We start from the raw sequence: 20,941 nt of genomic DNA on the forward strand, positions 1-20,941 counted from the left end.
AGTATTACAATGAGCAACGAATAAAAGAAAAGTTAGGATGGATGAGTCCTGTTCAATATAGGCTCAATCTTTTAGCTGCATAAAGAAAACGAGACAACCGAAGTTGTCTCGTAAAAAGTCTAACTTTAAGGGGTCACCTCAGAGCATTTCGCTTTCTGCTTTTACTGAACATTCAATGTAAGAGGTACAAACATCTTGGCCAGATTGGCACGCTGAATAACTTCATCGGTGATGACATCACCTTCGTTAACAATTACAACACCGGTAGGGGATGTAAGGGTACGACGGGCAGTTTTGCCTAAAACGAACCGGCGCTGACGCTCGATAGTCGTATTATCGGCAGCCTGCTGCAGATGATCTTCATCAGGGTCATTGCTCTCAGCAGGAGCTTCCTCAGCCTTTGCTTCAGGAGCGGAAGGGGCTTCAGCAGGAGCTTCCTCAATCTTTTCTTCAGGAATTGAAGGGACTTCAGCAGGAGCTGTTTCAGTTTCCTTTTCAGCTGCAACATCTTCTGTTATAGGCTCTGCTTGAGGAGCTTCTGCAGTGCTCACCGGAGTCTCCTCTGCAACTGGAGTTGCCTCAGCTACAGGAGCTTCCTGTACAGCTTCAGCCGGCTCTTCCTGGTTGTCTTCTACTGGTGCAGATGCCTCCTGAGGTTCATCACTGGTTAAATTTTCAGTTTTTTTTTCCATTTCGGATTCTATAATGGTTACCTGCTTACCAAAGATTGAAATCTGATCAGATGTGATTTCTGAAAGGCCACCATCAGCAGCCTCAATCTCACATTTTTCTATTTTTCCACCTTCGCCAACATAGATTTCTACAACATTGCCCTGTATTGTACCGGACTTGGTGATGGCTTTAGTGCCGATTACCTTGACATTTTCATCCATCATTGTCTCATAATCACCAGCATCCTCAAGGGTTAAAATGGTCTCACTGTTGACTACAGTTACAGCATCAGCACCAATGGCTACTACCGAAGAATATGGCAACAGCTTTACGCCTCTGTACCAATCCTCGTCCTCGATGATGATGGCAGCAATTGCACCATTTTTTGCATCAATGAGAAGACTTTTGCTCATGCCAAGCTCACGGCCTTCTGTAATGCTGATGACTGGCAAACCAATGATTTCAATACTTTTTTTCATGGAAATTTCCTCCTATAATTTATCAAATTCAACGAGTCTGTTCACTGTTGTAAATAGACTCGATCTTTGACATATATTCATCTGGAATATCATAAAATGGTATTTCAGGCTGATTATTTTCTTTTAATACAGTATATACTGCTTCAAGATATGCAATACTTCCCTGGAATTCAACTGCCATATCAGGGTTGTCGGCAATGGCAGGCAGGGAAAGGGCCTGTCTGAAATTATCAATAGCTTCCTGATAGTGGCCGTTGTCCTTATGGATATTACTGATTTCAATAACGAGCATTGGTGCATAAGCATCATTACTGTAGTGCTCAAGGGCATAGCCATATGCCTTCAGGGCAGAATGCCAATCAGAAGATCCCTTCAGTTCGAAGGCATAATCCAATATATCATCAAGGTTGCCGAGCCCATTGAGATGTTCAGTCAACTCATCCGAAGCCTGAACTTCTGTGCCGACTTCAACCTGTTCTGCAGCTGCTTCATCGATAGTTTCGCTTTCAGGCTCAGCCGGAAGATCTTCTGTGTAATTACTATCATCCGAATGATCAGATTCGGTGATAAGCTCAGCTATGGCTTCATCATCCGAATGCGCAGGCCCGGTTATGGCCTCGGCTATAGAGTCACTGTCATCCGAATGGTAAGATTCGGTGATAGGTCCAATAATGGATTCATTGATATCTGGAGTCTCCCTCGCCGATGTGATGCCGACAATATATGCCGGATCACTGTTTCCAGGGGCATTATCTGGCATAGCCGCAGGTTCAACTGTAGGCTCATCCACAAGCATTGCTACAGTTTCTTCCTCCGGCATCGCCATAGGTTCTTGATCAGGTTCATTTATAGATGCTGTTACAGCCTCTATGGATTGTGATTTATCAGCTGCAGCCATTAGCATTTCCGGCGTAGCAGAAGATGAATCTCCAGCCACAGCGGTTTCCTGAGGTCCCGTGGCAGACATTGTATTGTCCGTGCTCCCGCTGTCCGAAGCTGATTGGTTGATATTGTCAATGGTATCTATAGTCCCAACAGGTGATACTGTTTCATCAGTTTTTTTTGGGAGAAGCCTACTGAGACCAGATGAAAAAAATTCATTGATTTTATTTTGTATAGTTGCTGGAGTGATTGAAATTTTCCTGGCGATATAATTGTTGTAACCGGTAGCAATAATTGCTGCTATAACCGCCATTGTTCCCAGGATGATGATGCGGAAATCATCAAGAAATGGTGCTATGGGAATTGAAAGGAAATTAATCAATAAGGCAAAAACGCCACAAAATATCAAAGAAGACAGATTGAGGCAAAGGTCCAGTGCAACTGAAATTTTGTAGATAACAAGAATTGCAATAGTCATTACTATTGCAGTTGTAATAAAAAATAACAAAGCACATCACCACAAAAAAATAATAACGCTATATATCCAAGCTTGTAAAACATAGCTTGATCGATATATAGATTTAACATACCAAATATATAAATCTTGCACGCTAAACTAATTCGATACATGTATAAAATTTCCTTTATTTGATTCACTCAGATAGAGTTAAGTGAAAAAGTCAATATATCCTGTCATCACCACCATATGGGGATTGTTGTGCCCCTGGCACATAACCAACAAGACAGGCCTTCATTATGGAAAGAAAAATTAAATACCTGCGTAAAAAGGTGACAGAAACTATGTGACAAAATAAGCAGGGAAATATATACTTGTATCGAATATATACTTTGCAGTATGTTTTTGAATAACAATATAATTTTATCAAATTATTTTAAATAAGTATAGTAGAAGAGAGGTTATTTTATGCAGGAATTAACTTTAAAGGTGTTGAACAAGGCCGGATTACATGCCCGTCCGGCGAAGGAACTGGTAAAATTCAGCAGGGGAATTAAGTCTGAGGTATTCGTTAAGTTCAATGGTAAGAGTGCCAATATCAAAAGCATGATGGGAGTTATGGGGCTGGGAGCTAAAAAGGATGCTGATGTTACTCTCACAGTTGATGGTCCGGATGAAGCAGAAGTGGTAAAGGCGTTGACAGATATGTTTGCCCAAGGCTTTGGCTTTACTGATGAGTTGGAATGATCATTAGGTCTAGAAAGTGGGATGATTGAATAATGTCAGAGACAATACAGGGACAGATTGCATTGGCTGGAATTTCCATAGGCAGAATTATGAAGGTGGGACAGTCATTGGATGGATATATGGCTGAGTATTCTTCAGGTAGTGCTGATGAAGAAATGGAAAAATTAAATAATGCAATTGATGTGTTGTCGTCAGAAATTGATGATAGTGTTGAAGCCATGCGCAATGCCGGGCAGGAAGAACAGGCCGATATCATGGAAGCCCATTCCTTCCTTCTTATGGATCCGATGTTTGCTGACCTGGCTGCGGATAAGACCAAGGAGATGTCCAATGCTCCGGCGGCGGTTTTGGCAGCAGCTGATGAGGCTGCCGAACTTCTGGCTGGGATGGATGACGAATATATGCGGGAAAGAGCTCAGGATGTAAAGGACATTGGCAAGAGACTGGCCAGATGCATCCTGGGGGTAAAAGCTCCTGAAATAGGAGATGATCCCGTCGTACTTTGTGGACATGAGGTGGAGCCTTCGGCAGTTGCCAATATACCTGATGGTAAAATAGCCGGGATGATTATGGGACAGGGAAGTACTACCTGTCACGCTGTAATTATCGCCAAGTCCAGGGATATTGTCACTGTAGTGGGTATAGGAGACAGTACGGAATCTATTCCGGATCAGGCCCGGGTGCTGCTGGACGGAAATAAGGGCTTGATAATAATTGATCCTTCTCCGGAGGAGCTTGCAGCCTACGAGGAAAAAATTGCTGAGGAAAAGGCGGCGAAACTGCGATACGAAGCGTTGCGTGATTTGCCTGCAGAGACAACTGATGGAATAGAAATTCAGTTGGCTGCCAACATAGGTCTTCCGGAGGATGCAGAAGCCGCTGTGAAATATGGAAACAGGGGGGTCGGACTTTTCCGCTCTGAATTCCTTTTCATGGGGCGGAAGGAAATGCCTTCAGAGGAGGAGCAGTTTGAACAGTATAAAAGAGCTATACAGGCATGTCAGGGGGAACTGTGTGTTATCCGCACCATGGATATTGGTGGTGATAAGCCGTTGGCATATCTGAATATTCCCAAGGAGGACAATCCGTTTCTGGGGTATAGGGCTGTTCGGATCAGTCTGGAGCGACCGGAACTGTTTTTGCCACAATTAAAGGCTGTATTGCGTGCGGGAGTATTTGGCAAAGCTGCTATTATGGTACCGATGGTTACCTGTGTTGATGAAGCAAAAGCTGTGCGTTCAATGGTTGACAGGGCAAGGGCGGAATTGGATGCTGAAAATAAGGAGTACTCCAGGGCTGTTCAGCTGGGGATTATGGTGGAAACCCCTGCGGCTGCTGTTATGGCGCCGGTATTGGCAAAATATGTCGATTTTTTCAGCATTGGTACAAATGACCTGGTTCAGTATACCTTGGCTGTGGACAGAATCAATCCGCAGGTAAGCAAGCTTTATGATCATTTCAATCCTGCTGTGTTACAGCTCATTCAGCGCACGATAAAGTCGGGAGCTGATAATGGGAAATGGGTGGGCATGTGTGGCGAGATGGCCAGTGACCCTTATGCGGCGGTTATTCTCATGGCCATGGGGATATCTGAGCTCAGCATGAGTGCACCTTCCATTCCAAAGGTAAAGGAAAAAATTCGTGCTGTTTCCATTAAAGAGGCTGAAAAGCATTTGGCTCAGGTTATGCAAATGGAAACTGGTGCTGAAATTAGGGAATATCTCCGGGCGGCATTATGATAAGGTGGCAACATGCAGATTTTTAAGAATGATTGGGAACAGTACCTTCTCCCGGAAATGGAGAAGGAATATTATAGAGAACTCAGGGCATTTTTGATTTCGGAATACCGTACAAAGAAGGTATTCCCGGATATGTATTCCATATTCAATGCCATGCATTATACCAGTATGGAAGACACCAAGGTTGTCATTTTGGGGCAGGACCCTTATCATGAACCTGGTCAGGCCCATGGACTTAGTTTTTCGGTGTTGCCCAATGTTCCTCCGCCACCTTCTCTGGTGAATATTTTCAAGGAGCTGCAATCTGATTTGGGCTGTAGTATACCTGATAATGGTTGCCTTGAACCATGGGCGAGGCAGGGGGTATTGTTGTTGAATGCGGTACTGACTGTACAGGCTCACCGGGCAAATTCTCATCAGGGACGAGGTTGGGAAAGGTTCACGGATAAAATAATTTCTATCCTTAATAATAGGGTAAAGCCCATGGTGTTTATATTATGGGGTAGCCCTGCCAGGAAGAAAAAGGCTATGATAACGAATCCGGCACATTTTATTATTGAGTCCCCTCATCCCAGTCCGTTATCAGCATACCGGGGCTTTTTTGGCAGCAGGCCCTTTTCCCGGGCAAATGAGTTTTTAAAATCTACAGGGCAAACACCTATCAATTGGCAATTGCCCAATATAACGAAGTGATTTTCGGCGGGAACATTTTTCCCGCCGAATTATATTTGTTTGCTGCCCGATAATTATCGGTCTGTACATCCAACCAGGCAAAATAATCATTGACAAGGATTTGGTTCTCAAGTATAATCTTCCTTGTCATAAAATGATTTAGGGGTATCGCCAAGTTGGTAAGGCACTGGATTCTGAATCCAGCATTCGTAGGTTCGAGTCCTGCTACCCCTGCCATTGAAGATATTACACCGCATTTGCGGTGTTTTTTTTTGCAGAAAAATTGATTAAAATAGCTGTCATCACTTACATGTAACGGGAAGTAAAGATACCTCTTTCCCTATAGGTGGGGCAGCGGAGTATTACAAGTGATGAGCATATTGTCCATCGCTTGCGATACAAAGCTAGTACCCATGTAGGAAAAATCGCCCTGTAAATTGATATGGGGCGATTCTTTTTATGTCTATAATTTTACATTTGTAAATAATGATAAAACATTTGTACATGGCATTATATTAAGGTTTATAAGCTATATAAAAAAATGAGAAAATAAAAATTACAAAATTTTATTGATGCGGTAAAAAAATAATGATATAATTTCCTTGGAAAAAGGATACAGGCAAATGTGTCGCTTTTTATAGGGTTTAGGTGGTAGAAGAAAGTTGTTTTTGCCTTGGCGCCGGTATTGAACAAATGTTTTTTTGCCTGAACTAATGTTATTGATGCTAAGGAGGTTTTTTGATGAAGACGGATATCATTATTATGTTAACTAATCATGATGTGACAGTTAAAAATGCTATGGAACTATTTGAATCCAGTAAGGATTTGCCTATCAAATATTGGGGCTTTAAAAATGTTGGACTCCCAAAGGATCAGATGAAGGCCGTGGCATCTGCTATGAAAGCTGCTGGTAAGGAAACCTTCCTTGAGGTTGTAACCTATGATGAAGAAAGTTGTTTGGCAGGTGCGAAGACTGCTGTGGAATGCGGTTTTGATCACCTGATGGGAACACTGTATTTTACTTCTGTTCATAAATATCTTGATGAAAATGGTGTAGACTATATGCCGTTTGTAGGTAAGGTTTCTGGAAGCCCAAGTGTACTCGAGGGTACCAATGAGGAAATTATTCAGGATGCCAAGAATCTTCAGGCTAAAGGTATAAAAGGTTTTGATATCTTAGCATACCGTCATGTTGTGGATGGTGAAAAACTTGCCCGTGAGTTTTGTACTGCTATAGATTCTAAGATTTGTATAGCTGGCTCTATCGATAGCTATGAAAGAATTGATATTATGTTTGATATTGCCCCTTGGACTTTTACCATGGGTTCTGCACTTTTTGCCAAGAAATTTGTTCCGGATGGTGATTTCAGAGCAAATCTTAAGGCTGTAGCCGATTACATGGCAAGTAAGTAACTGAAAAATCCCTCTTTATTTGCACCTGGTGCATCCCCTTATGTTATGTTGTGTTGTAACAGCATCAGGTGCTTAATTGCAATCATATAAGCAAGGTTTGTTAATTTTTAGGTGAAATGGAGGCGTATACATCGTGAGTGAAGTGCAACTTAAAAAGGCATTAACCCCAGCTGGTATCTGGGCGGTAGCGGTTGGAGCTGTAGTATCCGGAAACTATTACGGCTGGAATTACATTTTTTCTGAAACTAACTTTACAGGTGCACTTATTGCAATGGCAATTGCTTGTTTGTTTTATATTCCTTTTGCATTTATGTATGCAGAGCTTGCCACTGCAATTCCAAGTTCTGCGGGGCCTGCTGCGTATACGGAAAAGGCATTTGGCAGAGGGGCTGGATTTTTTGCAGGATTTAGTTATCTGGTTGAATCACTGTTTTGTACTCCAGGTATCTGTATTGCTACAGGTGCTTATGTTCATGCTATGTTCCCGGTTATTCCGGCAGTAGTTGCATCAGTGTGTACATACCTGATTTTTTTGTATGTTAATTGTCGTGGTATTGAAAGTGGACAGAAAGTTGGACTGGTTGTAACTGTCATTGGTGTACTGGGGTGTTTCTTGTTTGGTATTGTAGGACTTCCACAGGCAAATTTCTCCTTATTAACTCAAATGGGTGAATTGGGAGGAGTTGAAGGGGTTTTTGTTGCGATTCCTTATGCAGTATGGTTTTTCCTGGCATTCGAGGCCGGGGGCATGGGCGCTGAGGAATGTAAGAATCCTTCCAAGGATATTCCAAAGGCCTTTATTGTCGCTATCGCTACATTATTCATTTGTGGTATGTTGATGCTTGTTACCACGGCAAGTGTTCTTCCAAAGGAACAAATCTTGATTAATGATGCTCCTGTAGCTAATGTTATAGGCTATATCTTTGGTGAAGGCAGTGTAATGAGTACAGTATTCATTGTAATAGCCATGATCGGTCTTGTGGCTTCACTGAATGGTATTATTATTGGACAATCTCGGCAGACTTATGCTTTGGCTCGTTGCAAGTGTTTGCCAGGTTTTCTTGGTAAGCTTAATAGCGAAGGTACTCCAATTAATGCGTTGCTCACTACCAGTGTTATTGGTATCGCCTTTACAATTATCGGTTCAGTAGATGTTATTGTTGTAATAGCGGGCATGGGATCTGCATTTATGGCACTTTGTTGCTTCTTTTCATGGATTAAGTTGTCCAGTAGTCAGCCAGATATGCCTCGTCCGTATGTATGCAAGCGTTGGGTAGGTTATCTTGGCATACCGTTCTGTATAATAGTTGCATTCTGCTCCCTTTATTCTGCAGTTACCTCTGGTACCTTGTTCTATTTTGCAGTGGCATTTTTCGGTGCTGCCATACTTTATTATGTATTAAGTTGTCGACATAAGGATGGTACATTCCTGGTTGAACCTGAGGATCAGTAATACCTCAGTTGAAAGGAGTGCGGGATAATGAGTTATGTAATTGGTATTGATTTAGGGACTCAGTCGCTTAAGGGAGTACTGGTTAATCCTGAAGGTGCTATTATTGCTGAAGCCACATGTACTCATGATCCCGCCTACCCTCAACCAGGGTGGGCGGAACAGCATGTAGAGGATTATATAAGATCGTTTACAACGGTAGTACAAAAATTGATACAGTTGGGGAATATTCCTCCACAGGAAGTGGGAACCATTGGTGTGGATGCCATAAATGATTCTGTTATTCCTGTAGATAAATATGGTGTTCCTTTGATGAACTGTATTATTTGGATGGACAGACGGGCTGAGGCTGAAATTGCAGAGATTGCAGAAAATATTGATGCGGATAAGGCTTTTGGAATAACGGGACTTAATTTAGACTCTACTCATACGGCGGCAAAAATGTTATGGATAAAAAAGCAAAGGCCTGAAATTTTTGAGAGAACGGAATATATTCTTAATGTGGATAGTTTTTTGGTTGCCTGGATGACAGGCGAATTCGTTGTTGATTATGCTCAGGCATCAGCATCTATGATATACAATGTTTCCAAAATGGGCTGGGATGATGAAATGTGTAAGGCTTTTGGGTTGGATCCTGCCCAGCTTGGGCGCATTAATAAAGCGGAAGAGATTGTTGGTCATCTTACTCCTACTGCAGCAAGCAGACTAGGACTCACTGTCAGTACAAAGGTCATTACCGGAACTGGCGATGAACACAGCGCATGTTTGGGTTCTGGATTGGTAGAAGCTGGTATGGTATGTGATATTACAGGCACAGCTGAGCCAGTAGCGGCTACTTCTGATAAACCAGTATTTGATATTAAAGGTAAATTGGTTGAGACACATCATTCGGCCTACCATAAGCTGTGGCTTATTGAAAATCCAGGATTTGTATCTGGTGGTGCAACCCGTTGGTTCAAGGATCATGTGCTCGAGTCTAAGGATTATGATTTAATGAATATTCAGGCCAGACGGTCATCTCCAGGTTCCAATGGATTAATTTTCTTGCCTTGCATGGGAGGTGCAATGACGCCTACTTGGAATGGAGCTGCGAGAGGTACATTTGCCGGTCTTTCTCTTTCACATACCATAGATGATATGTCTAGAGCTGTGTTTGAAGGAATTGCATATGGTGTCCGTGATAATGTGGAACGATTTGAGGAAATAGGCATTAATTGTTCCAGCATAAGAATTGTTGGCGGTGGCACAAAGTCACCATTGTGGTGTCAGATGAAAGCTGATATCCTTGGGAAGACATTGGTTTCTGTCAAAAACCCTGAAGGAGCGGCTATAGGTGCAGCTATGCTTGCTTCTGTGGCTGAAGGAAATTTTGCTTCCTTGGAAGATGCTGCAAAAGTCATGGTGGAACTTGGGGATGTATATGAGCCTGATTTATCCTTAAAGTCGCAATATGATGAGGCGTATCATCGTTATTTTGAATGTTATCATGCGATGGAACCTTTCTTTACAAAACATTATTCATAAAGACTCTTAGTCTCCATAACCATTATGAAAGGAGAAATTGAAGATGATAGATGAGCGTTTGATTAATTCTGATGCAACTGATCTTAAGGGACTTCATCAGGTGATGATGGAGCAGCCTAATTCAGAAAAATTATGTGATATCGATATGGTTGATATTGCTATTGGTTCTGGTGTGGCCATGAAAGTTTCTGATGCTGTAAAGAAATTGACAGTTGGTAAACGCGTTTTAATGGTCAGTGATCCTGTGGTAATTCTTGATAAGGAACAAAGGCCTGTTAAAGAAAGGATAAAGAAGGTTTTAGAAAAAAATTATCAGGTTGAATGGCTGGTAATTGATGAGCCGGATGGAAGCATTGTGCATTGTACACCTGAGAATGCCGCTAGAATTCAGGAACATTTAAATAATGCTGACTGCGTTGTTGGAGTTGGGTCAGGTACAATTTGTGATTTATGTAAGTATGCCACATATTATGCTGATAAGGATAATTCAAAGCCATTAATAATTATTCAGACAGCTCTGTCAGTAAATGCTTTTTCTGATAATGCATCTGTAATGCTGATAAGTGGTGTAAAGAGAACGGTTCATTCCATATATCCTAAAATATTGCTTATAGACTTGGATATTGTCGCTGCAGCACCACCAGAAATGAATGTAAGTGGATATGGTGATTTAATAGCTACTTGGACTGCTCCGGTTGATTGGTATTTGGCGAATGTTATGGGGATGAATAGTGGCTTTCATTCAGCACCATCCGATATGATTAGAACTCAGTGCAAACGGTTATTGGAAAATTCTGAAAAACTGGCTACTGGGGATGAAAAGGTGTTGGCTGATTTAGCAAATGTCCTCACCTTATCAGGTATATCTATGGGGTTGGCTAATGAAAGTGCACCAGCATCAGGTTCTGAGCATGTAATGAGTCATTTGGTGGATATGGCATCTAAAATCCGTAAGACTGGGATATGTTATCACGGTACACAGGTTGCAGTATCGGGCATAATTTCATCCCTTTTGTGGGATTATTTGCTCAAAGAGTTTGATCCTTCCAAGGTTGACATTGCAAGTTGCTATCCAGATGCAGACGGTATGAAGAAAAAAGTGTTTGAGGCTTTTGACTGGCTGGATGAAGACCATAAAGCTGCTAATGAATGCTGGTCGGATTACAGTAAAAAACTGGCAACATGGGAGGCAAACAAGGATAGATTAAAGGCTTTTCTTGATAATTTCGATGAGTTTAAGTCTAAAGTATCTGGTTGGGTGCAGGATCCGGCATATATTGCATCAAGTATGCATAAAGCAAAAGCTCCTTGCCGTTATAGCAAATTAAATTTCCCTGTTGATGCAAAGACCGCGCGTTGGGCTATTACAAATTGTCATTTAATGAGAAACCGTTTTTCTGTTATCGATTTACTTCATTACACAGGAGTGTGGAATGAGAAATTTGTAGAAATGATTATTTCCAGAGCTGACGCATTGGATGCAGGCCTTTGATGTACAGTAGTTTTATTAGATGATTAATCTAATGAAGACATATTGCTTTCAAGTATATGAGACTGATTCGGTGGGAGTCTTGCTCCCACTGAATTACAGTCGAGTTTGTATATAATTTTGTTAGAGTGAGAGGTACTTTTTGGTGATATAAGAAAGGCAATCCGTTTCATCTTGTGCACTAGAAATTTGGAGTTTGGTTAAATGATATTTAATGTGTTTTTAAATAGAGGAAAAAAATGGACAATTATGGTATAATTAAATAATACATATTTAAGTGTGGGTTAGCTGAGCTGGCCCTTTTATTATGCTGAATAAGCATAGGAGATATAAGCTTAAAACAGGCGATAATGTCAGATTAACTTCAGGAGGATGTAACATGCTTACAGATAAGGACAAAATGGCAATTAAAATCGCGAAATTGTATTATGGGTCAGATTTGAGTCAGCAGCGTATAGCAGAAGAATTGAAGATATCAAGGCCTTCTGTCTCACGAATGCTACAATACGCAAAGACAATGGAGTATGTAAGTATCAAACTCTATGATCCGGAGGAGGATATGACACAGCTTGAAAGACAGATGGAAAAGAAGTTAAATATCCAGGCAGTTAGAATTGCTTCCTCCACAATAAATGATGAGCATGAGATAAAAAAATATATAGGTAAAAAAGCAGCAGAATATATTGGTTCAATTGTCAAGGATGGAGATATTATAGGCGTTGGCTGGGGTACTACTTTGTATGAGGTTTCTCGTAATCTGGCACCAAAACAGCTTCGGGGCGCACAGATTGTTCAGATGGAAGGCGGAGTAATTCATTCTGAATGGAACAATTATGGTAGAGAGATAATAAATAATTTTGCACAAAACTTTCAGACTATTGCTCAGTATTTGCCACTTCCAATCTTGTTTGATAGTAAAGAAACAAAGGAAATGGTGGAAAAGGAGCGTAATATTCGCAGAGTGCTGGATTTGTGTGCACATGCAAATGTGGCTGTATATAGTGTTGGAACTGTAAGGCCAAATGCGTTGTTTTTTAGACTGGGTTATACAAGTCTGGAGGAAGAAAATAAGCTGCGTGATATAGCTGTAGGAGATATATGTTCACGCTTTATCGACAGGGAAGGGCAAATATGCAATGAAGATATGGATTCAAGGACGGTAGGAATAAATCTGGATGCCTTAAAGAACAAGGATTATAGTATTCTTGTATCCGGTGGTGAAGGTAAACTGCCTGCTATCAGAGCAGCTCTAAAGGGACATTATGCTAATGTATTTATTACGGATCAGTTCACTGCACAGGCATTGCTGGAAGAATAAATAATATTGATAGTCTTATTAGCTTTTCTTTTAGTTGTCCCAAATTTGACGGATGTGCCTGTATCCACATCTGGAGATAAATATTCAGGACGGATTTGCTAAATTTGATGAAATTCAGCGGGAGTACAAACCAACCTCTGAATTTTTGCTTTGTGTTATTTATGCATTTTAAGTAGTCAAATCAGGTAAAATATTTCTTGCACAAATAATTATTAGATGATATACTTTTTAGGTCACAAGGACAAAGATAGTTTCAAATTTTGTTTTGATAACTTTCTCTGCTCCTTAGAAAATAAGGAGCCAAAGACCAAAGAGGGAGGTGATTTCGTGAGAAAGTACGAAGTCATATTCATTGTTAAACCAATGGAGGAAGATGCAATCAATGCAGTAGTGGAAAAGTTTTCCAAGCTGATTGCTGACAATGGCGGTACTGTAGAATCCGAAGATCGTTGGGGCAAGAAGCGTCTTGCTTACGAGATCAAGGACAGTGCTGAAGGCTACTATGTTCTGTTTAATGTTAATGCAGAGCCTGCTTGTGTAGCTGAGGTTGACCGTGTTATGAAGATTACTGATGATCTTCTTAAGCACATGATTGTTCGTGTAGAAGAGTGATAGTTTCGGGAGGTAGTCCATGAATAAGGTTATTTTGGCAGGCAGATTGGCACGGGATCCGGAGATGCGGTATACCACATCCGGTAAGGCAGTAGCTTCATTTGCCTTAGCGGTTAATCGCCGTTTTGGTCGTGGTACTGGAGATCAGCAGCAGACTGCAGATTTTATTCCAATTGTGGCTTGGGAAAAATTAGCTGAAATTTGTGGTAATAACCTCATAAAGGGAAGTCAGATACTGGTAGAAGGCCGTATGCAAATCAGGTCTTATGAGGCTCAGGACGGTAGCAAGAGATATGTTACTGAGGTAGTGGCCAATGAGATTGAGTTTATGGGACCAAAGCAGCAGCGTGATAATGATGGTGGTAGTGTAGCTGCTCCACCTGATGCAGCGCCTGCAGGTGGTTTTGGCGGCAGCCAGGTATCAGACGACGATATTCCATTTTGATAGGAGGGAATATACTTGATTAAGCGTGATAGAAGCAGAAGACCTCGCAAAAAGGTTTGCAGTTTCTGCGTAGATAAAGTAGAGTCAATAGACTACAAGGATGCAGGTAAGCTGCGTCGTTATATTACTGAGCGTGGTAAGATTTTACCTCGTCGTATCTCTGGCAATTGTGCAAAGCATCAGCGCCAGGTTACTGTTGCAATTAAGCGCGCCCGTAATATCGCCTTGTTGCCATTTACAGCTGAATAATTCAAAGGAGGTATCACGGAAGTGATACCTCTTTTTGCCCGCAAAACTAATGATAGTGAGTCATCAGGTATTTTTGTATCGAGCAATGCTCAGAGAAGTCAGGTGGCCTGATAGCCTGTTTCAATAGCAAAACTTAATGAAGTCATACCTGTGTGCAGATTGAATTTAGTGAGGCTCAATGTAAACTGGCTGGCAAATGCAGCCAGTTTTTTTGGTGGCAGTGCATGATTAATTTGTTGAAAAGAAAAGGGGGCAGCCTTGGCGGCCTCCTCTTTTGGTGAGGATTTTATGTCAGTTGTTACAGATAGATTAATTAAGGACATAACAAGAGAGCGGCATTTTCATTTTCGCCTTTTTCTGGAAGGTCTTCTTATAGGGGCCTGTTCTGGTATTGTAATAGCTGTTTTCAGATATCTATTAAGTGCATCTGAGGATTTTAGGCCATACATATATAATATTGTAGCGAATGATTTTTTGTCTGGAAGCTATGGGATTACCATTCTTTATATCAGTGTTTTTATCGTATTGGCCTGGCTTCTTTTGTGGATAGTCAGGAATGAGCCCATGTGTACTGGCAGCGGTATTCCACAGATTAAAGGCATCTTAATGGGTAAAATGAGTATGAACTGGGCATCGGTTTTATTTTCCAAGCTGGTGGGTGGCGTTTTGGCCATAGGAGCCGGTTTGTCACTGGGGAGGGAAGGCCCCAGTGTACAAATGGGTGCCTGTGTCGGCCAGGGGATAAGCAGGAGTATTATAAGAACCCGCTATGAGGAAAGAATTCTCATAACTGCCGGGGCTGGTGCCGGATTGGCCGCTGCCTTCAATGCACCTTTGGCCGGAGTTATTTTCAGTCTTGAGGAGCTGCATAAGGGCTTTTCTCCGGTGGTATTAATGGCAACTGTCACTGCTGCTGTAGCTGCGACGACTGTGACCCAGTTACTGTTTGGCATAGCACCGGTATTCCATATTGGAGAATTGGAGCTGTTTCCCTTTTCTATGTATCTGGCTCTAATAGGCTTGGGGCTGTATATAGGGGTATTGGGCCGCATTTTTAATCCATCACTGTTATTGGCTATGGATGTATATGACAGGTTTCGTGTCAAAGGCATATATAAACCGTTGATTCCTCTGGCTCTGGCAGCCTGTTTGGGCTTTGTTCTTCCTGAAATATTAGGTGGCGGCAATAGGTTGGTGGATGCTTTGTCAGTTAATGCCTATCCGCTATATTTTTTATGTATATTGTTTGTTGGTAAGTTTTTATTCACTGCCATCTGTTTTGGTTCCGGGGTTCCGGGAGGGATTTTTTTGCCCATGCTGGTACTGGGAGCAGCAGGAGGCAGTATTTTCAGTAATTTATTGGTAAGCTTTGAGCTGATGCCGGCAATGTATGCCGGGGATATAATAGTTTTTGCCATGGCGGCGTATTTTGCTGCGGTAGTTAAGTCGCCGGTAACTGGCAGTGTCCTTATTATGGAGATGACAGGGTCATTTGAACATTTATTGCCGCTGATATGTGTTTCCATGACAGCATATATGACAGCAGATCTTACCGGTGGTAAACCGGTCTATGAGGAGTTGCTCAATCGCTCCCTGAACAAGGCGGATGGTTCACAGGACCATCACTTGGGGCGGAGAATTACATTGGAAGTGTTAGTGGAATCCGGCAGTCCTGCGGATAAGTCCCGGATAATGGATGTGGACTGGCCTGTTGATACGGTAATTGTAAATATAAAACGGAATTCGCAGCGTATTGTTCCACGGGATAATATTCAGCTTTTGGCCGGAGATTATATTTATGTCCTGATAAATGAAATGGAGATCGTTTCAGTCCGGAAGCTGGTTGAGGGGGCAGTACTCCCGAAGCGTTAATCATAAATTTTGTATAATTGTGTGCAAAATAAGAATAAATGTGATAAAGTAATAATGTAAAAATTGTATTGTTACGAAGGATGTGGGATAAATGTTTTTGGAAGAGCGTCAGGAAAGCATTATGAATATGCTTAATGCGGATGGCAAGGTCCGGGTAAAGGATTTAAGTGCAAAATTTAAAGTTACAGAAGACTGTATCCGTAAGGATTTAGGCTCTCTTGAAAAGCAGGGGAGACTAAAGAGAACTTATGGCGGGGCAGTGGTTATAAGAGAAAACATTCATGCCATTGAAATCAGCAAGCATCGTCATTCCGATGTGGATGCAAAACGGCGTATTGCACATGCTGCCTTAAAGCTCATCCATGACAGGGATATGGTATTTCTTGATATATCAACCAGTAACTTGGCTATAGCCGAGCTTTTGGCCAAGGATCAGCGTGAGCTTACAATAGTGACCAATATGATTGATATATTGGCTATATTGGCCCGTCATCCTAAAATGCATCTTGTTTTTGCCGGAGGTAAGATTAACAAGAGCCGGGACGGCTTTTGGGGTGGCATGACAATGGATTTCATATCACGCCTGAAGCCTGATGTTGCCTTTGTAGGTGCTGTTGGTGTGGATGTCATGGAGAACAGCGTGTCTACATATGATATTGAGGACGGGATAAATAAGGCAAAAATTATTCGGGTAAGCAAACGGGCTTATGTGGTGGCTGAAGCAAAAAAACTCAGTACCGATGGTAATTATAATTATGCTACCTTGGATACGCTGTCGGGCTTAATAACTGATTCCCTGCCAAGTGAAAAGGTGCGTAAGGCTGCTGCTGATTATGGCGTGGAAATTATTGTGCCATAAGGGGGATATATGATAAAAAACAGATTTCAGTTTTTTTGCTGGAATAATTTTTATGATTTAATAATCAGAGGGCTGAAGGTATTTATTTTTTATCTGTCAGTCCTTTCTCTTTTTCGTGTCATATTTATTGGAATATTATGGGATTACATTGGTACCGGCACAAAATTGACTGATGTGGTACAGGCTGTTTTGTGTGGTACCAGGCTAAGTGTGCAGACTGCAGGCATAATAGCTCTTATGATTGTTGTGCCGGCTGCTGTTGCCAAACTGATAGCCTTGCGTGCAGGGCGGGCAGTGTTTTCCTGTTTTAATGCACTGGCGGCCCTGATTACTGCAGTGCTATTTTTTGGCAGTATTCCCTATTATCACCAATTTCATTCCAGATTTCATCAAATTTTATTTAATGCTGTCAATGATGATATGTATGCCCTGTTTATTTCATTGGTGCAGGAATTCAACCTGCCACTGCGTTTTTTGGGTGCAGTGGTTGTTGCCGGGGGATTGTGGTGGCTTCTTGATAAGGTTATAAAAGTTCAGTTTGCACAGGCCTTGGGGCTTGATGGATTTTGGGAACATAGGGGCCGTATTGGTTATTGGACTGAACGCGTGACAGTCTTGTTGGGGCTTTATATTGTAGCCAGACTGATTTTCTTTGGCGGGAGTCTGAGCTGGGAAAATTCAGTTAATTGGGAAAATGCAGGAGTTACCAGGGATTCTTTTTTAAATGAAGCTATTCTTGATGATTATCAGGCAGTGTATCGCGGATATCGCATGAATGGGCGGCTTCTTTCCAGTGAAGGGCTGGATTTTGACAGTGAACAAATCAGGAATTTGGCAGCCCACTTGGCCGGATTGCCTGCTGACAGCAACAACCTGGAGGTATATTTAACGAGAACGGCCCTAGGGCCGCATATGGAAAAGCCAAAGCATATTTTTGTAATTGTTTCTGAAAGCTATGCTAATTGGCCATTGTTGGAGAAGTATGCTGCTCTGCATATTGCGGATGGTGTCAAGGGAATCATATCCGAAAAGGATACAGCCTATTGTCGGTCTTTTTTACCTAATGGTGGAAGCACAGTGTCGGCAGTGACAGGTATTGTTACCGGGTTGGCAGATTCCAACCTGTATCTTACAACAATGCCGGAATCCTTTGCAGGACCGTATCCTACAGCTATAGCCCCTCAAATGGAGCGCCTTGGCTATTCAACTAATTTTTGGTATGCGGGACCATCTACTTGGGAGAGAATAGAGGCTTTTACCCTGGCGCAGGGCTTTGATCACTTTTATGGTAGGGGGAGTATGCCGGACAATGCCGAGGGTAGTGTTTGGGGCTGTGATGATGAGTTTTTGTATCAAGCTGTTTTGTCAGGGCTTCCTGCGGATCAGCCCAGCTTTAATGTGGTACTGAATGTTTCAAATCATTCCCCCTTCAATGTTGATCTTGATGCCAAAGGCTTTAATTATCAGCAGGTTGTTGAGGGATTGCCTGAGGAAGCCCGGGATAATGAGGAGCTGATTAATCAGTTGGGGCACTTCTGGTATGCTGACAGGGAAATGGCCGGTTTTGTCAATACCATAAAGAAACGTTATCCGGACAGTCTAATCGTTATAGTCGGTGATCATGCTGAAAGATATAATATTGATAAAACCCCGTCAATATACGAGCGTTATGGCGTGCCGTTTATTATTACAGGTAATGGAATAACCGGAAATGTTATTTTACCGGATGCTGCAGGCAGTCAGATAGATATTGGCCCTACAATAGTTGAATTGATTGCCCCAAAGGGCTTCCGGTACATGTCCATAGGCAGCAGCCTTACCCGTAACAACCGCATGGGAGTAAATTATGCTGTCTGGTGCACCCATGATTATTTTGGTGAGGCGGATATCTTCCCTTTGACACCTCATCCGGTGGATGATTCCCCGGGGCCGGAAATTAATGTGGAAGAACTGCAAATCTATATTGATACTATGCGGGCACTGTCATGGTATGTTCCTAAATATGGGCTGGTAATTGATGATGCCCTGATGGGAGGAAATAAGTGAGCTTATTGGAGAATTGTACTCTGTGTCCCAGGATGTGTCACATTAACCGTTTTGAACATAAGGGATATTGTGGTGGCGGAGACAGGGCAAGAGTGGCACTGGTCAGCCTGCATAAATGGGAGGAACCTGTTATTGCAGGGAAAAATGGCGCCGGAACGGTATTTTTTTCCGGTTGCAGCTTAAAATGCATATATTGCCAAAATTATGAAATAAGTCATTTTAATAAGGGAATAGAGGTTTCTGATGAACGATTGGGTGAAATTTTCTATGAGCAGCAGCTGCGTGGGGCGGAAACTTTAGATTTGGTGACGCCTACCCATTATATTCCCCAAATATTAAATGGTATAATTTTGGCACAAAAAAAGGGTTTTTCATTGCCGGTGGTGTATAATACAAGTGGTTACGAAAATATATCTTCGCTGAGTTTATTGAGCGGAGTGGTGGATGTTTTTTTGCCAGATCTGAAATACTATTCTCCTGAGCTATCCAGGGAGTATTCACAAGCGGAGGATTATTTCCAGATTGCTGCCGAGGCAATTAAATATATGGTGGAGCTGACAGGTCCTTCTCTGGAGGTGAATGGTATTTTACGGAAGGGAGTTCTGGTCAGACATATGGTCCTTCCGGGGGCCCGTAAAGATAGCATGAAACTGTTGGAGTGGCTCTGGAATGAATTTGGCGACAGTATAATTATCAGTATTATGAGCCAATATACACCATATTTCGCCGCCTTGGAACATCCACGGCTGAAACGCCGTCTGACTACCTTTGAGTATGATTCAGTGGTTGATTATGCCCGGGAACTTGGTTTTACCAAATGCTTCATACAGGACCATAGTTCTGCAGGAAAAGAGTATATTCCCCATTGGAATGGTGCCGGAGTCGAAGGAATGCCTAGATAAATGAGTTGTTTAATTTATAATTTATAGTATAATAGTATTAAGCATTTAAATTTATAGGATAAGTGTCATAGGGGCGGTTTTACTGTGATTCTTAGACATATATGATATATTTTTCATAAAAGAGGGGTGTCTTATATGGCAGATTTAGAGAATGTTCAGGTTTCCGATTTGTTAACGCTGGATTATTTACAGCAGTTTCAGAATTATGTGGCAGCTGCATCAGGGTTAACCCTCGTTGCTGTTGATGCCCGTGGCAAACAGATTACTCGTCCGTCCGGGACTTTGGATATCAAGGCTGTACATGATACCAGCAAGGATGTGCCGGTTATTCATGAGCAGGGTGGTACATGCGATATCAGTGTACCATTGTATCTTGAAGGTGTTCACCTGGGTGCGGTTTTGGGTATTGGTCAGTGTCCTCAGACGGTGGCCAAGGGCTGTGCTGATACTATTTTTATGACCTTGAACATTATTCTTGGAAATGCTTATTCCCAGCATCAATTCAATGAATTGGCAGCATCCATTAATGACGCGGTACTTCATGTTTCAGCAACCATGGAGGAGTTGGCAGCATCGGCACACAATGTTGATGAAAATCAGCGTGGCCTCAACACTGAGATTCAGAATGTAAATACTATTTCCAGTAAGATTAATGAATTTACCGGTTTGATCAGGGACATTGCCAAGCAGACCAGATTGTTGGGCCTGAATGCGTCCATAGAGGCTGCCCGGGCTGGTACAGCAGGTGCAGGCTTTGCTGTTGTATCTGAGGAAATTGGTAAGTTGGCCGACAGTTCCCGTGAAACTGTTGATAAGATTCAGGAGTTTACTGATCGTATTGGGGAATCTGTTAATGAGACAGTGGCTAAGGGTGAAGCAACCTTGGATATTGTTGAGCAGCAGTCTTCGGCTATATCAGGTGTGGCAGAGGATCTTAGTACTTTATCTGTAAACGCATCCAAGCTGGTTGAGCTTATGCAGTCTATGAAATTCTGATTTTTCGTGGTTAATGATGGTGACCTAGAAATTCATTTGTCATGTTGAAGTGACCTACATAAAAAAGATGACCTTCTGAAGCAGGGGAGGTCATCTTTTTTTGTATAAATGTGATTGA

General features: G+C 42.0%; 20 protein-coding genes and 1 tRNA gene. 18 read left to right on the plus strand and 3 right to left on the minus strand.

What is annotated here, in order from left to right; translation table 11 throughout:
* Positions 1-83, plus strand: an 83-nt coding sequence (locus K6C05_RS11010) for an IS3 family transposase (RefSeq protein WP_363317160.1), incomplete at its 5' end; no start/stop codon positions are given.
* A gap of 78 nt (positions 84-161) precedes the next feature.
* Here the strand turns inward: K6C05_RS11010 and K6C05_RS04010 are convergent.
* Positions 162-1,151, minus strand: a complete 990-nt coding sequence (locus tag K6C05_RS04010) for a PRC-barrel domain-containing protein (protein WP_296731523.1) — start codon at positions 1,149-1,151, stop codon at positions 162-164.
* A 28-nt stretch (positions 1,152-1,179) separates the two neighbouring features.
* On the minus strand, positions 1,180-2,541 hold the full coding sequence (locus K6C05_RS04015; RefSeq protein ID WP_296731526.1) for a hypothetical protein: 1,362 nt from the start codon (positions 2,539-2,541) through the stop codon (positions 1,180-1,182).
* Positions 2,542-2,958: 417 nt separating this feature from the next.
* On the opposite strand from K6C05_RS04015, the gene K6C05_RS04020 reads away from it, so the two are divergent.
* From K6C05_RS04020 to rpsR, 12 genes are all read left to right on the plus strand, one after another.
* A complete protein-coding gene (locus K6C05_RS04020) occupies positions 2,959-3,237 on the plus strand; it encodes an HPr family phosphocarrier protein (RefSeq protein WP_296731529.1) in 279 nt (92 codons plus the stop codon).
* A gap of 32 nt (positions 3,238-3,269) precedes the next feature.
* Positions 3,270-4,976 carry a phosphoenolpyruvate--protein phosphotransferase gene (ptsP, locus tag K6C05_RS04025; protein ID WP_296731532.1) on the plus strand — a complete coding sequence of 569 codons (1,707 nt, stop codon included), beginning with the start codon at positions 3,270-3,272 and terminating at the stop codon, positions 4,974-4,976.
* A 12-nt stretch (positions 4,977-4,988) separates the two neighbouring features.
* Complete coding sequence (locus K6C05_RS04030) at positions 4,989-5,669, plus strand: uracil-DNA glycosylase (protein ID WP_296731534.1); 681 nt, start codon at positions 4,989-4,991, stop codon at positions 5,667-5,669.
* A 140-nt stretch (positions 5,670-5,809) separates the two neighbouring features.
* Positions 5,810-5,885 (plus strand) — tRNA-Gln (locus K6C05_RS04035).
* A gap of 504 nt (positions 5,886-6,389) precedes the next feature.
* Positions 6,390-7,061 carry a hypothetical protein gene (locus tag K6C05_RS04040; protein WP_296731536.1) on the plus strand — a complete coding sequence of 224 codons (672 nt, stop codon included), beginning with the start codon at positions 6,390-6,392 and terminating at the stop codon, positions 7,059-7,061.
* Between the two features lie 133 nt (positions 7,062-7,194).
* Positions 7,195-8,514, plus strand: a complete 1,320-nt coding sequence (locus tag K6C05_RS04045; RefSeq protein ID WP_296731537.1) for an amino acid permease — start codon at positions 7,195-7,197, stop codon at positions 8,512-8,514.
* A 27-nt stretch (positions 8,515-8,541) separates the two neighbouring features.
* The gene (locus K6C05_RS04050) at positions 8,542-10,035 is read left to right on the plus strand and encodes an FGGY family carbohydrate kinase (protein ID WP_296731539.1); all 1,494 of its coding nucleotides are present in this window, start codon (positions 8,542-8,544) and stop codon (positions 10,033-10,035) included.
* A 43-nt stretch (positions 10,036-10,078) separates the two neighbouring features.
* Positions 10,079-11,527: an iron-containing alcohol dehydrogenase gene (locus K6C05_RS04055; RefSeq protein ID WP_296731540.1), complete on the plus strand. Its 1,449-nt coding sequence runs from the start codon at positions 10,079-10,081 to the stop codon at positions 11,525-11,527.
* A gap of 376 nt (positions 11,528-11,903) precedes the next feature.
* Positions 11,904-12,842, plus strand: coding sequence for a sugar-binding transcriptional regulator (locus K6C05_RS04060; RefSeq protein ID WP_296731543.1), 939 nt, complete (start codon positions 11,904-11,906; stop codon positions 12,840-12,842).
* 327 nt (positions 12,843-13,169) lie between these two features.
* Positions 13,170-13,454 (plus strand): 30S ribosomal protein S6, encoded by a 285-nt coding sequence (rpsF, locus tag K6C05_RS04065; protein WP_296731546.1) that lies wholly within the window; start codon positions 13,170-13,172, stop codon positions 13,452-13,454.
* Positions 13,455-13,473: 19 nt separating this feature from the next.
* Positions 13,474-13,899: a single-stranded DNA-binding protein gene (locus tag K6C05_RS04070; protein ID WP_296731548.1), complete on the plus strand. Its 426-nt coding sequence runs from the start codon at positions 13,474-13,476 to the stop codon at positions 13,897-13,899.
* 15 nt (positions 13,900-13,914) lie between these two features.
* A complete protein-coding gene (rpsR, locus tag K6C05_RS04075; protein WP_296731551.1) occupies positions 13,915-14,148 on the plus strand; it encodes a 30S ribosomal protein S18 in 234 nt (77 codons plus the stop codon).
* 98 nt (positions 14,149-14,246) lie between these two features.
* On the opposite strand, the gene K6C05_RS04080 is transcribed toward rpsR, so the two are convergent.
* Entirely contained in the window at positions 14,247-14,471 is a 225-nt protein-coding gene (locus K6C05_RS04080) for a hypothetical protein (protein ID WP_296731555.1), read from the minus strand.
* Positions 14,472-14,622: 151 nt separating this feature from the next.
* On the opposite strand from K6C05_RS04080, the gene K6C05_RS04085 reads away from it, so the two are divergent.
* From K6C05_RS04085 to K6C05_RS04105, 5 genes are all read left to right on the plus strand, one after another.
* Positions 14,623-16,020, plus strand: a complete 1,398-nt coding sequence (locus K6C05_RS04085) for a ClC family H(+)/Cl(-) exchange transporter (RefSeq protein ID WP_296731557.1) — start codon at positions 14,623-14,625, stop codon at positions 16,018-16,020.
* Positions 16,021-16,111: 91 nt separating this feature from the next.
* Positions 16,112-16,879, plus strand: coding sequence for a DeoR/GlpR family DNA-binding transcription regulator (locus tag K6C05_RS04090; RefSeq protein ID WP_296731560.1), 768 nt, complete (start codon positions 16,112-16,114; stop codon positions 16,877-16,879).
* A gap of 9 nt (positions 16,880-16,888) precedes the next feature.
* Positions 16,889-18,925 (plus strand): alkaline phosphatase family protein, encoded by a 2,037-nt coding sequence (locus K6C05_RS04095; protein WP_296731563.1) that lies wholly within the window; start codon positions 16,889-16,891, stop codon positions 18,923-18,925.
* A complete protein-coding gene (locus tag K6C05_RS04100) occupies positions 18,922-19,827 on the plus strand; it encodes a radical SAM protein (RefSeq protein WP_296731566.1) in 906 nt (301 codons plus the stop codon). The genes K6C05_RS04095 and K6C05_RS04100 overlap by 4 nt, the downstream gene beginning before the upstream one ends.
* A gap of 135 nt (positions 19,828-19,962) precedes the next feature.
* Complete coding sequence (locus K6C05_RS04105) at positions 19,963-20,823, plus strand: methyl-accepting chemotaxis protein (RefSeq protein WP_296731571.1); 861 nt, start codon at positions 19,963-19,965, stop codon at positions 20,821-20,823.
* The last annotated feature ends 118 nt before the right edge of the window (positions 20,824-20,941 follow it).

This window comes from Anaerovibrio sp. (assembly GCF_024697385.1).
Taxonomy (GTDB): domain Bacteria; phylum Bacillota; class Negativicutes; order Selenomonadales; family Selenomonadaceae; genus Anaerovibrio.

Bases quoted from the DNA above. Each gene is read 5' to 3' on its own strand.
- K6C05_RS04010 (WP_296731523.1), bottom strand. From the start codon at position 1,151: ATGAAAAAAAGTATTGAAATCATTGGTTTGCCAGTCATCAGCATTACA.
- K6C05_RS04020 (WP_296731529.1), top strand. From the start codon at position 2,959: ATGCAGGAATTAACTTTAAAGGTGTTGAACAAGGCCGGATTACATGCC.
- ptsP (WP_296731532.1), top strand. From the start codon at position 3,270: ATGTCAGAGACAATACAGGGACAGATTGCATTGGCTGGAATTTCCATA.
- K6C05_RS04030 (WP_296731534.1), top strand. From the start codon at position 4,989: ATGCAGATTTTTAAGAATGATTGGGAACAGTACCTTCTCCCGGAAATG.
- K6C05_RS04040 (WP_296731536.1), top strand. From the start codon at position 6,390: ATGAAGACGGATATCATTATTATGTTAACTAATCATGATGTGACAGTT.
- K6C05_RS04050 (WP_296731539.1), top strand. From the start codon at position 8,542: ATGAGTTATGTAATTGGTATTGATTTAGGGACTCAGTCGCTTAAGGGA.
- K6C05_RS04055 (WP_296731540.1), top strand. From the start codon at position 10,079: ATGATAGATGAGCGTTTGATTAATTCTGATGCAACTGATCTTAAGGGA.
- K6C05_RS04060 (WP_296731543.1), top strand. From the start codon at position 11,904: ATGCTTACAGATAAGGACAAAATGGCAATTAAAATCGCGAAATTGTAT.
- K6C05_RS04070 (WP_296731548.1), top strand. From the start codon at position 13,474: ATGAATAAGGTTATTTTGGCAGGCAGATTGGCACGGGATCCGGAGATG.
- K6C05_RS04080 (WP_296731555.1), bottom strand. From the start codon at position 14,471: ATGTCCTTAATTAATCTATCTGTAACAACTGACATAAAATCCTCACCA.
- K6C05_RS04090 (WP_296731560.1), top strand. From the start codon at position 16,112: ATGTTTTTGGAAGAGCGTCAGGAAAGCATTATGAATATGCTTAATGCG.
- K6C05_RS04095 (WP_296731563.1), top strand. From the start codon at position 16,889: ATGATAAAAAACAGATTTCAGTTTTTTTGCTGGAATAATTTTTATGAT.
- K6C05_RS04105 (WP_296731571.1), top strand. From the start codon at position 19,963: ATGGCAGATTTAGAGAATGTTCAGGTTTCCGATTTGTTAACGCTGGAT.